The organism is Deinococcus aquatilis DSM 23025, assembly GCF_000378445.1.
GTDB lineage: Bacteria > Deinococcota > Deinococci > Deinococcales > Deinococcaceae > Deinococcus > Deinococcus aquatilis.
In genome coordinates, this window is the sequence record NZ_KB899698.1 from 155,588 (window position 1) to 166,461 (window position 10,874).

Below are 10,874 nucleotides of genomic sequence, written 5' to 3' on the forward strand. Positions count from 1 at the left end.
TCCATCACCCAATGATCAACACCTATCGAGTTCCTTGCGCTGAGTTGTGAAGTTTGCACAGTCTTATTCTCCAGTACAGGTTCTGTGTGCCTAGAGAAAGAAGGTGCGACCCAGATCTCCCAAAGTGTCCTTAGGTCGCCTTATGCAGGCACTGTGCTTGGGAAGATGCCCAGCTTAATCGACAGTGACGACCAGTCAGAACTTCATGTCCCAAACGGAGTGAACGACTGCAAAAGAGGGCAGGGTGACCTAATCACAGGCCAGCCCTGCCCGCAAATTGCTTCAAGCCCACTTCAGGCGCGACACCTTTTAGAATTTCCCTCGTCAGTCAGCGCTCACTTGGGTTCATTCACAATCACGATGCGGCCTTCGTTTTGCACATCAACGGTTGGAGTGGCCTTCAGATAGTTGACCAGAATATCCACGTCCAGCGTTCCTGTGTCGAGGCGTTTGGCGTCTTTGAACATGGTGAAGCCGTCGCCGCCACCTGCCGTGAAGTTGTTCATGGCGACTTTATAGACCTGGGTGTCAACCAAGGACTGCCCGTTCAGCGTCAGAGCAGTCACGCGGCTGCCCGCGGGTTTGGCGAGGTCAAAGGTGTAGCTCACCCCCTTCGAGACGTGCAGGAACTGCCCCTTGTTCTCACTCCAAGTCGCCACGCCGTGTTCCAGTGCCGCCCGGATCTGAGCGCCCGTCAAGTCTAGGACGGACAGCGAGTTGCCGAAAGGCTGCACGGTGATAGCTTCTTCAAACGTGATCGGGCCGGGGTTGATGCCAGCCCGCACACCGCCGCCGTTCACGAACGCGATGGTGGCTCCAGCACGCTGGGCGGCGGCGAGGCTGGCATCGGCGAGAACATTAGCCATCGTGCTCTCTCGCTTGCGCACGATTTCGCGGTTGCCGTTCAGTCCAGCTACAGTCTGTCCAATCACTTGGCCGCGCAAGTTGGCAATCGGCACGCTCAACGTTTCGATCATGCGCTTGGCCGTGGGGTCTTCGGCAATGTCAGCCGTCACCGGGACCGGGTTGCCCTCCCACGCCTCAACCGCTCCGGCGTCACTGAACGTGACCTTCAGGCGGCCCAGCACTTTGCCCCACTCCCACGCGGCCACCAGCAGCGTGCGGTTGCCGTCCGGATTATTGACGATGGTGGGGTACGGCCCTTCGCTGGCGGGGAAATCCTTGTTGGTGAAGGTGCCCAGCAGCGTGTGGCTGTGCCCGCCCACGATCAAGTCGATGCCAGGCACGCTGCGGGCCACCTCCTGCTCCAGTGTGTAGCCGAGGTGAGAAACCAAGATGATCTTGTTGATGCCCTGCCCCTGCAACGCCGTGACGCTACTCTTGAGGCTGTCCATCAGTTCCAGCATCTTGACGTTCGCTCCGGGACTGCTAATCAGGGGGAGGTCGGGCGTGACGGCGCCCACCACACCAATTTTCTCTCCACCAACGGCCAGCACGGCGTACGGTTTGACCAGATCCTTGAGCAGCGGCTCAGCACTGATATCGATGTTGGCGGCCAGGAGTGGAAAGCTCGCCTTCTGGGCAAATTTGGCCAGCGCTTCCGGGCCATTATCGAACTCATGGTTTCCCACGGCCATCGCCTTGTACCCCATTAGGTTCATGAACAAGACGTCCGCGAGTCCCTGATACACGTTGTAGAACAACGTGCCCTGAAAGGTGTCGCCGCCCGACAACACCAGGGGATTGGGGTCCTGGGCGCTGAATTGCTTGACCAAGGTGGCTTGCCGGGCATAGCCGCCGTAGGTCGTTTGCCCGATGGTAGTGGGTTCCAGCCGGCCATGCAGGTCGTCGGTGTGCAGCACTGTGAGGGTCAAGGGCGCAGCTGAGGCCGTCACTAACAAGCTGGCTGTCAGGAAGAACAAACGAGTGAGGGTCATAGGCCACAGTTTAACCTGTGCGATGTCAACTAGAGATCTGTCCGTCCGGTGTACCAAAATCCGTTCTCGCGACGGGTATGCCGCAGCGTGCATGAAGAAAGGGCGTCCCCAATGGACGCCCCTGAATGAAAACGAGCCCCTGTTGAGCAAGGCCCACTGCCCAATCTACCCCCTACGGATGTCATCTGCGTTCTGCTCTGGACTTGCCGGGTTGAGGCGGCAACCTTTCCTGCAGTCCGTATCCAATTCGCCAAGGTCCGGCCCCGTTCCCTGAGGGTGGTCACCACCTGAGGCAAGACCACCCGCGTTGCGTTGAGGGCACCGGCGGCCACATACCCATACCCTGAATGGATCACAACTCTCGACACCAAGAAATCGTGAGAAACTCAGACGGTGCGGCTCAGGATGAGAATAACTCTGGACATGCCTAGGGTTATCCACTGGGAAGGATGAGGGAATTCAGGAAAACACCGCGCTTGAACGAGGATTGAACAGTTTCAGCACGCACTGTCACCTTCCGTAGCCTCCTAGAGTTCCTGCCACTGGGGACAACAAGAAAGGGGGCCCATCATGGACCCCCGGTCAATCCTCGTTATTGCCGGTGCTCTGGATGCGGATCCTCACTCAGCCACTGCTGCTGCACTTGGTCATGCTTGAGGTTGAGATGGACATGCTCGTCTACATGATCCACGGCGCTCAGTGGCAGCCAGTGATGCTGGCCCGCATCGTCTTTGGTGAGTTTGAGATAGTCGCCGTCCAAGTGATCCACCTGGCCGTGGGTGTGGCCCTCTGCGCAAATCACGGGCATGTGTTCTTTGATCTGGGATTGCATCGTCATGTTTTGCCTCCTGAGAGTTCAGCCTAGAAGCCCATGGACCATCCTCCGTGAACAGAAGCACAATTCATCTTCATCTCTGAATGGACTTTCATATGAGTAAGTACTCATGTATACTTTTCCTATGACTGCCTCGCCTCCCCACACCGACGACCTGCCCTTGACCTACTTTGTCGACGGCATGGACTGCGCTTCCTGCGTCCAGAAGGTCGAGCGCATGATCGCCACCCTGCCGGGAACGGCAGAGGTCAAAACCAGCTTCAGCAAGCAGACCCTCACGTTGGCGCTGGACGAAACCCAGACCCCCCGGGCCACCATTGAGCGCAACCTGAAGTTGCTGGGCTACACGCCCTCACTGATTCCTGCCCCCTCGCCCGCTGTCCCCGGAGCCGTCACCCCATCCAGAGCTGCCCCTGACCATGATCACTCGGCACCGGGCCACGACCACGATCATGATGCGCCCGGCCATACCCATGAGCCCGTGCCAGCAGGCACCCCGTGGTACCGCACCGGACAGGGCAAGCTGGTCGTTACCTCTGGCCTGCTGCTCGCCCTGGCCTGGCTGTTCGGGTTTATTGAACCTCAGTGGTCGGTCTACGGGTACGTGGCTGCCACCCTGCTGGGCGTCTGGCCGCTGGCTCGGAAAGCCTATGCGAGCGCGAGGCTGGGCGACCCTTTTAGCATCAACACTCTGGTTAGCATCGCGGCCATCGGTGCAGTCCTGATCGGGGAAGCAGCCGAAGGCGCCGTCGTCGTGTTCTTCTTCGCCATCGGTGAGTTGCTCGAAGGCGTGGCGGCAGGTCGGGCCCGCGCTGGCATTCAGGCCCTCGCCGCTTTGGCTCCCAAAACGGCCCTGCTGCTCGAAGGCACCCAGACCCGCGAAGTGCCCGCCGACGCCCTGCAGGTGGGCCAGACGGTTCAAGTCAATCCCGGTGCCCGCCTGCCTGCTGACGGCACCATCCTGACCGGCACCTCTAACCTGGATGACAGCCCGGTCACTGGGGAGAGCGTCCCCGTCGTGAAGACAGTAGGTGACTCCGTCTTTGCTGGCAGCATCAATACCGATGGAGTGCTGACCGTGCGCGTGGACAAGGGCGCGAGCGACAACACCATCGCCCGCATCATCCATCTGGTGGAGGAAGCCGAGGGCAGCAAGGCGCCCACCGCCCGCTTTATTGACCGCTTCAGCCGTTACTACACGCCAGGCGTCGTCGCGGTCGCTGCCCTGGTCGCGGTCGTGCCACCCCTCCTCTTCGGTGCCGAATGGTACCCCTGGATCTACAAGGGCATCAGCCTGCTGCTGATCGGCTGTCCCTGTGCCCTGGTGCTCAGTGTGCCTGCCTCCATCACCAGCGGCATCAGCGCTGGGGCGCGCCGTGGTCTGCTGATCAAGGGCGGCGCGGCTCTGGAAAGCATCGGCAACGTGAAAACCGTAGCGTTTGATAAGACGGGCACCCTCACTGCCGGCAAGCCCCGGGTCACGGGGATCGTACCGCTCCAAGGCTCCGAAATGGACGTCTTGCAACTCGCGGCCAGCGTGGAGTCAGGCAGCAGCCACCCCCTCGCCAAAGCCATCCTGAATGAGGCCAAGACGCGCGGCATCACGCCTCTTTCCATCACGGACGCGCAGGCGCTGCCGGGCAAGGCCGTGACCGCCACGGTGAACGGCCAGACCGTCCACGTCAGTTCACCGCGTTACGCCCAAACGCTGGTGACGCTCGACGAGACGCTCCAAGCCCAGATTGCCGCGCTAGAAAACGAGGGCCGAACCGTCGTGGTGCTGCACGACACCCGCGCCTTGGGCCTGATCGCCATTCGGGATGAGCCTCGCCCCGATGCCAGAGCCGCCCTGGCCCAGCTTCAACGCTTGGGCGTCAACACCCTGATGCTGACCGGCGACAACGCCCGCACCGGGCAGGCCATTGGCCGTGACCTCGGACTCGACGTGCAAGCCGACCTGCTGCCCGAAGACAAGCTGAAGATCATCGCCGGCCTCAAAGCTCAGGGGGGCATTGCCATGGTCGGTGACGGCATCAATGATGCCCCTGCCCTGGCGCAGAGCGACGTGGGCATCGCGATGGGGGGCGGTACCGATGTGGCGCTGGAGACTGCTGACGCCGCTCTGCTGCGTGAACGCGTGATGGGCGTGGCTGATCTGGTCGCCCTTTCCCGCGCCACGATGGGCAACATCAAGGCCAACATTGCCTTCGCTCTGGGACTGAAAGCCATCTTCCTCGTCACCACCTTGCTGGGGTACACCGACCTGTGGATGGCGATTCTGGCGGATACGGGGGCCACTGTCTTGGTGACTGCGAATGCCCTGAGGCTGTTGCGCTGGAAAGGAACCCCGGAAGGCCAGGCCGCGCCACCCGCCGTGGCTGCCCCTCTCCGCGCATGACCGCTGTCCCTGAACTGCTGGTATACACCGTGCCCAACTGCGCGGATTGCGAAGCGATGAAGCGGCTCTTGGCCCAGCAGGGAGCAGCCTTTATAGAACGAAATCTCCGCACCGATCCGACGGCCCTTCCTGAATTACAGCGCCGCTTCGATTTGAGAATTGCCCCAGTGACCGTCATTGATGGTCAAGTACTGTTCGGACCGTTTGAGCAGCAACGGCCTCAAGTGCTCGCGGCCTTGGCACGGCGGACGGCGAGTCCGTGAGCGGCACGTCACCACGGAAAATTTCGTCCAGAGATGTACATCTCTGGCCTGTCGTGGCCTGCATGGTGGCCCTACTAAGCTTAGAGGCCGGGCTGAAGTACTGGGCAGTTCAAACGCTCTCTCCAGGGGCTGACCGTGTGGTTCTGCCGGGTCTGCTGCATCTGGGGTTTACCTTGAACACTGGCATGGCCTGGGGACTCCTGGGCAGCTTGACCCTGCCTTTGGCCTTGTTGCGAGTGGCCGTGGGGACGGGCCTGCTGTGGGGCCTGCTCAAACGCCGGGTGACCCGTCAGCTGTGGTGGCCGCTCTCGTTCATTGCGACCGGTGCGCTGGGCAATGGTTTAGATGGCCTCCTGCGGGGAGCGGTGGTGGATTACCTCACCTCACCGCTGCTGGATGTGGGTTCTCGCGTCTTGACAGGCCGTCCTTTTCCGATTTTCAACCTGTCCGACGTGTTGGTATGTGCTGGAGTCTTTTGGTTGGCGGTGCAGACGCTCTGGCAGGATCGGAAAGCCGGACATCTGGCCTCTGCCCGCCGTGATATTTCCAAGGAGTCATGATGAAAAAACGTTGGATGGTTGTTCTGTTGCCCCTGGTGCTGGCTGCGTGTTCCCAGGGCGAGAAAGAGATTGAAGGCGTGAAGTCGTTTGAGAACAAAGGGGAACATCAAGAGGGGCAGCTCAAATATGCCCAGACCCCACCCACTGGAGGCACCCACAATCCCGCCTGGCAAAACTGCGGGGTCTACGACCGGGCACTCTACAACGAGTATGCCGTCCACAGCTTGGAGCACGGCGCTGTCTGGATCACCTACCAATCCAGTCTCGCTGGCGATCAGGTCGCACAGCTCAAGCAGTTGGCCGATGGCCGCACACATACGCTGGTGTCGCCACACGAAAGTCAGCAGTCGCCGGTTGTGGTCACTGCGTGGAATAAACAACTAGCACTCAACGATGCTTCTGACCCCCGGATCAAGACCTTTCTCGCGAAATATGAACAAGGTGGGGACGCCCCAGAGATCGGAGCCTCGTGCAGCGGCGCGTACAACGGTACAGTCTAGTCTCGTACGCTGTGCTCTCAGGTCTCGTGCTGGTGGCTGCCGCTGCCGCAACCTGGCCGAAGTGGCCCAGTTCAACCAGCCCAGACGTGCAATTTGCTCGGGATATGAGTGCCCACCATACCCAGGCCGTGACCATGAGCGTGACCCTCCTCAAGCGGGCGGCGGATCCAGCGGTGAAATTGCTGGCCCAGGATGTCGCTTTGACCCAGCAAGCCCAAATTGGGCAAATGAGCGGTTGGCTGATGGCTTGGGGACAGCCGCTCTCTGGGTCAGAGGCGCCAATGGCCGGTATGAACCCGAAAGAGATGGGATTGGCCAGTCCAGATGAGGTGCGGCAGCTGAACAGCGTGCCTGTGGCCCTTGCTGAACGTCAGTACTTGACTCTGATGCGTCAGCACCACCAGGGAGGGGTGGCGATGGCCCAATCTGCTCTCAACCGCGTAAAACGGCCTGAAGTTCGGGCCTTTGCTGAGCGAACAGTGGTGGCTCAGACCAGCGAGTTGCGGGCCATTGACGCCCTGTTGGCCCAGCGGGGTGAGCGGCCCACTGTCCCCTTGCCTGCCGACCCTGCTCCGATGGACCAGATGAACCATGACTGATGCCCACAGCCATGGACGGCAGGCCAACGCCCGGCAACTGACCGCCGCTCTGGCCTTGACCGGTAGTTTCTTGGTGGTGGAGGTGATTTACGGGTTCATCTCTGGCAGTCTGGCCTTGCTTTCTGATGCTGGCCATATGCTGACCGACGTGATGGCGCTGGCGCTCTCGCTCTTCGCCATCCGCATTGGGGCCCGCCCTGCCGACCGCCAGCGCACCTTCGGTTACCGACGAACTGAGGTTTTGGCCGCCGCCGTGAATGCAGGGGCGTTGTTCGCCATCGGTATTTATATCCTGGTGGAGGCGTACCGGCGCCTGCAAGAACCGGTGGACGTGCAGACCATACCCATGCTGATTGTGGCTGTGTTGGGATTGATCGTGAACCTGATCAGTGCCCGCATCTTGGTGAGCGGCAGCGGGGACAGCCTCAACATGAAGTCCGCCTACCTGGAAGTCATGGGCGACCTGTTGGGGTCGGTGGCCGTCATTGTCGGCGCCCTGCTGATCCGCTTCACCGGCCTGACGTGGCTTGACCCTGTTCTGGGGGCCTTGATCGGCTTGTGGGTGCTCCCCCGGACGTGGGCCCTGCTCAAAGCTAGCGTGAATGTGCTGCTTGAAGGCGTGCCGGAAGGCCTGGACCTTGACGCCCTACGAACCGAACTCGCCAGGGTGCCCGGCATCACCGAACTTCACGACCTGCATGTCTGGAGCGTGACGACGGGCGAGCACAATCTCACTGTCCACCTGGTGGTTCCCCCTCCAGCCGCAGGCGTTCAGGACGCAGTAGAAACCATCGCTGAGCGCTACGGCATCGAGCACGTAACGCTTCAACTGGAGGAGGCCAACCGCCATGGAGATCACGCGGCCCACCTTCATCCTTAAAGGAATTGTTGTATGACTGAGTGCTCATCGACCGCCCCTGTTGCCCGGCCCTGGTGGCGTTCACTCTTATGGAGCGTCGTCGCAGTGACCCTGCTGCTCGGCGGCGCCTGGGGGTACACCCGCTGGAAGAGTCCTGTTGCGTTTTACGGCACCACTTACGATCCAAACACCTCTGCGCCTGCCTTGGCAGGAACAGGGCAAGACGGGCGCCCTTTCGATCTCAGCACCCTCAGAGGGCAAACTGTCGCGGTTTTCTTCGGTTTTTTGCAGTGTCCCAATGTCTGTCCAACCACCCTGGCCGCTTTGGAACGGGTCAGACTTGCCCTGCCCGTTGATCAGCGGGAACGGTTTCGCAGCGTCCTGGTGACCCTTGATCCGGCCCGGGATGATGTGAAGCGGCTACGCGAGTACGTCCGGTTTTTCAGTCCGTCGGCCCAGGGCGTCTTTGTGCCTCAACCTGCTCTGTACGACGTGGCCGCTGCCTGGGGCGTGGGCTTCCAGAAAACAGACGTCAAGAGCGCGACCGATTACCAGATCAATCACACCACAGGGGTCTATCTCATTGACGCCGCCGGTCAGCGCCGGGTGGTCTGGGATTACACCCAGCTCACGGACGTCGAGCGCGTGGCGCGCGATGTTCGGGCGGTAATGGAGTGACTTTGAACTGTTGGCCCGTGCGCTATGGTGTGCAGGTGAGAACCAATTCTCAATCTGTTGAAGACGGTCGCCTGCCGCCCAGTGCGGTGGAGCAACTGCGTCAACAGTTGCCCGACCCCATGTGCGTCGCCGACGCCAGCGCACTGCTCAAAATGGTCGCCGATCCCACTCGCCTGCAGTTGTTGAGCGCCCTGCATGTTCAGGAGTTGTGTGTCGGTGATCTCGCGGCCGTGATCGGACTGTCTGAAAGCGCGGTTAGCCATCAGCTGCGCCTGCTGCGTACCCAGCGGCTGGTGACCTTTCGGAAAGAAGGCCGGGTGGTGTATTACCGCCTGCTGGATGACCACGTCACTGGACTCATCCAGAATGCTCTGGAACACGCCCGGGAATGAAGTCGGTGCTGATCCTGGTGGCTGCTGCCGCCACCGCCTTGGCTGCGCTCGGCAGCTGGTGGTTCCTCAATGAACGTCGCTGGCAAAGTCCCCTGTTTTGTATCGAGCGTCCTGGAACGTTGTGGAACGGCATGACCCCGCTGCCCGAAGGGTTCATCCCAGAATGCCCCACCTACAGCGCCAGCTACCGGGATGAAATTCGGTCGGGTTTCAGCCGGGTGGAGATGTACCGGGTGCCGGGGTGGCAGCCTCAAGCCCTACTGCCCCTGTTCCGCGCCGCAGGGTACCGGCAACTCACCGACGATCCCATCGCGCCGGGCAATTACGCGGCCTTTCTGGGACGGGGAACAGCGGAGCTGCAGTATCTGGCCACCCAGGAAGGGACAACAACATTGATCACCATCAGCGGGAAACCGTGACCCTATGCCTGAGAGACTGGAGGAAAAGTTTTTTCAGCAGGTCTTTCTTCTCTGACCCAATGAATTGGAGACTCTAAGATTATTGATTCCGGTAGAAATCAGACTTGCCTTCAGGTCGAGGCAGCACGCTAGGACACCTCCAGCACAAGAGCTGACTTGATCCCACACCTCAAATTTACACCTCTATCGATAGATTGGAGCTCTTATGGAATGCCTGCCCTCATCAAACAATGGGCGATCCGAGAAACTTCAGTCCAATTGGACTCTAAAGCCTTGCTGCGCTGGTTGAAGAACGAACACCGTACAGAACATACACGAAGGTCATTATCCGTTCTTGAAGGAGATCAAGTGAAGAACAAGAAGTTCGTGAACGTCCTGCTGGGCGTTCTGGCATTGATGTTGGTGGTGGGCATGGCCTACCAGTTCACGCCGAACCTCGGCAGCCTGTTTAACCGCCAGACCGGAACGCCCGCCCTGAAGGTCAACGGCGAGACCGTGACCGTGGAAGACCTGGAAGCCCTGAGGCGCGGCAACCCCGTGCTGAGCAGCACCGACACCGGACTGCTGGGCGACGATTTCAAGACCTACGTGGTGGCCCAGAAGGCCCGTCAGGTGCTCTACATTCAGGCCGCCAAAGACATTGACGTGAGCAAGAACGACGTGAATGCCGAAGTGACCAAAGTGCGTGAGCAAAACCAGCTCACCGACAACAAAAAGTGGACAGACGCCCTGCAAGGTGCGGGCCTGACCGACGCGGCCTTCCGTAAGCAGGTGCGTGACGGCTTGGCCGTACAGCGCAAAGTGGAATCCATCCAAAAAACTGCCGCGCCCGCCACCGACGCCGAAGCGCAGCTTTATTACACGCTGAACCAGACCAACTTTCTGAGCGACGCCCGGATCGTGGGCCGTCAGATCGTGGTGGCCGATGAAGACAAGGCGAAAAGCCTGCTGGCCCAGGTGAAGGCGGGCGGCGACTTTGCGGCGCTGGCAACGGCCAACAGCAGCGAAGGCAAAGACCGGGGCGGCGCACTCGGCCCCATCGAGAACGGCGCACCCCGCCCTGTGGCGCAGGTCGCTTTGCCCGCAGAGGTAGGAACGGCGGCCTTTGCCCTCACCAGCGGCGGCGTGACCGACGTGATCAAGAGCGGCGGCAAGTTCTACATCGTGAAAGTCGAGAAGTACCTCGCGCCCACGCCCAAGCCATTTGCCGAGGCCAAGACCGACGTCCTGACCGCCGTGAACGAGCAGAAGAAGAACGCTGCCGTGGAAGCGTGGGGCGACAAGCTGGCCGCCGATATGAAACTGGAATACATCGACCTGAACTGGAAGGCCGAAGACCCCACCGTCGCCAAGGTCGCGGGCCAGAACATTCCCTACTCGGAAGTGATCGGACAGGTGGTGGGCAACCAGCAATTCACCGGACTCTTGCAGCAGGTTCCTGCCGATCAGGCCGCGCAACTGGTGAACGGTATC

Annotated in this window: 12 protein-coding genes; 10 read left to right on the forward strand and 2 right to left on the reverse strand. The window is 60.6% G+C overall.

Annotated elements, in window-relative coordinates; translation table 11 throughout:
* Positions 1-335: 335 nt before the first annotated feature.
* Positions 336-1,898: a bifunctional metallophosphatase/5'-nucleotidase gene (locus F561_RS0104015; protein ID WP_019008659.1), complete on the reverse strand. Its 1,563-nt coding sequence runs from the start codon at positions 1,896-1,898 to the stop codon at positions 336-338.
* Positions 1,899-2,490: 592 nt separating this feature from the next.
* Entirely contained in the window at positions 2,491-2,736 is a 246-nt protein-coding gene (locus F561_RS0104020; protein ID WP_019008660.1) for a DUF2171 domain-containing protein, read from the reverse strand.
* A gap of 106 nt (positions 2,737-2,842) precedes the next feature.
* Between F561_RS0104020 and F561_RS0104025 the strand changes: the two genes are divergently transcribed.
* From F561_RS0104025 to F561_RS0104070, 10 genes are all read left to right on the forward strand, one after another.
* Positions 2,843-5,131 (forward strand): heavy metal translocating P-type ATPase, encoded by a 2,289-nt coding sequence (locus tag F561_RS0104025; RefSeq protein ID WP_019008661.1) that lies wholly within the window; start codon positions 2,843-2,845, stop codon positions 5,129-5,131.
* Entirely contained in the window at positions 5,128-5,394 is a 267-nt protein-coding gene (locus F561_RS27730) for a glutaredoxin family protein (RefSeq protein ID WP_019008662.1), read from the forward strand. Before F561_RS0104025 ends, F561_RS27730 begins: the two co-directional genes overlap by 4 nt.
* Before the next feature lie 62 nt (positions 5,395-5,456).
* Positions 5,457-5,954: a signal peptidase II gene (locus F561_RS0104035; RefSeq protein WP_019008663.1), complete on the forward strand. Its 498-nt coding sequence runs from the start codon at positions 5,457-5,459 to the stop codon at positions 5,952-5,954.
* A complete protein-coding gene (locus F561_RS0104040) occupies positions 5,954-6,454 on the forward strand; it encodes a thioredoxin-like domain-containing protein (RefSeq protein ID WP_019008664.1) in 501 nt (166 codons plus the stop codon). The genes F561_RS0104035 and F561_RS0104040 overlap by 1 nt, the downstream gene beginning before the upstream one ends.
* A gap of 11 nt (positions 6,455-6,465) precedes the next feature.
* Positions 6,466-7,053, forward strand: a complete 588-nt coding sequence (locus F561_RS0104045; protein ID WP_040379740.1) for a DUF305 domain-containing protein — start codon at positions 6,466-6,468, stop codon at positions 7,051-7,053.
* Entirely contained in the window at positions 7,046-7,933 is an 888-nt protein-coding gene (locus tag F561_RS0104050) for a cation diffusion facilitator family transporter (RefSeq protein ID WP_019008666.1), read from the forward strand. Before F561_RS0104045 ends, F561_RS0104050 begins: the two co-directional genes overlap by 8 nt.
* 84 nt (positions 7,934-8,017) lie before the next feature.
* Positions 8,018-8,590 carry an SCO family protein gene (locus tag F561_RS0104055; RefSeq protein WP_019008667.1) on the forward strand — a complete coding sequence of 191 codons (573 nt, stop codon included), beginning with the start codon at positions 8,018-8,020 and terminating at the stop codon, positions 8,588-8,590.
* A 17-nt stretch (positions 8,591-8,607) separates the two neighbouring features.
* Positions 8,608-8,982 (forward strand): ArsR/SmtB family transcription factor, encoded by a 375-nt coding sequence (locus tag F561_RS0104060; RefSeq protein ID WP_019008668.1) that lies wholly within the window; start codon positions 8,608-8,610, stop codon positions 8,980-8,982.
* Positions 8,979-9,401 carry a hypothetical protein gene (locus F561_RS0104065; protein WP_019008669.1) on the forward strand — a complete coding sequence of 141 codons (423 nt, stop codon included), beginning with the start codon at positions 8,979-8,981 and terminating at the stop codon, positions 9,399-9,401. Before F561_RS0104060 ends, F561_RS0104065 begins: the two co-directional genes overlap by 4 nt.
* A 348-nt stretch (positions 9,402-9,749) precedes the next feature.
* On the forward strand, positions 9,750-10,874 hold a 1,125-nt coding region (locus tag F561_RS0104070; RefSeq protein ID WP_019008670.1), incomplete at its 3' end, for a peptidylprolyl isomerase.

What these genes read in the sequence shown, in the direction of transcription:
- F561_RS0104015 (WP_019008659.1), bottom strand. Translation starts at nt 1,898, where the DNA reads ATGACCCTCACTCGTTTGTTCTTCCTGACAGCCAGCTTGTTAGTGACG.
- F561_RS0104020 (WP_019008660.1), bottom strand. Translation starts at nt 2,736, where the DNA reads ATGACGATGCAATCCCAGATCAAAGAACACATGCCCGTGATTTGCGCA.
- F561_RS0104025 (WP_019008661.1), top strand. Translation starts at nt 2,843, where the DNA reads ATGTATACTTTTCCTATGACTGCCTCGCCTCCCCACACCGACGACCTG.
- F561_RS27730 (WP_019008662.1), top strand. Translation starts at nt 5,128, where the DNA reads ATGACCGCTGTCCCTGAACTGCTGGTATACACCGTGCCCAACTGCGCG.
- F561_RS0104035 (WP_019008663.1), top strand. Translation starts at nt 5,457, where the DNA reads ATGGTGGCCCTACTAAGCTTAGAGGCCGGGCTGAAGTACTGGGCAGTT.
- F561_RS0104040 (WP_019008664.1), top strand. Translation starts at nt 5,954, where the DNA reads ATGAAAAAACGTTGGATGGTTGTTCTGTTGCCCCTGGTGCTGGCTGCG.
- F561_RS0104050 (WP_019008666.1), top strand. Translation starts at nt 7,046, where the DNA reads ATGACTGATGCCCACAGCCATGGACGGCAGGCCAACGCCCGGCAACTG.
- F561_RS0104065 (WP_019008669.1), top strand. Translation starts at nt 8,979, where the DNA reads ATGAAGTCGGTGCTGATCCTGGTGGCTGCTGCCGCCACCGCCTTGGCT.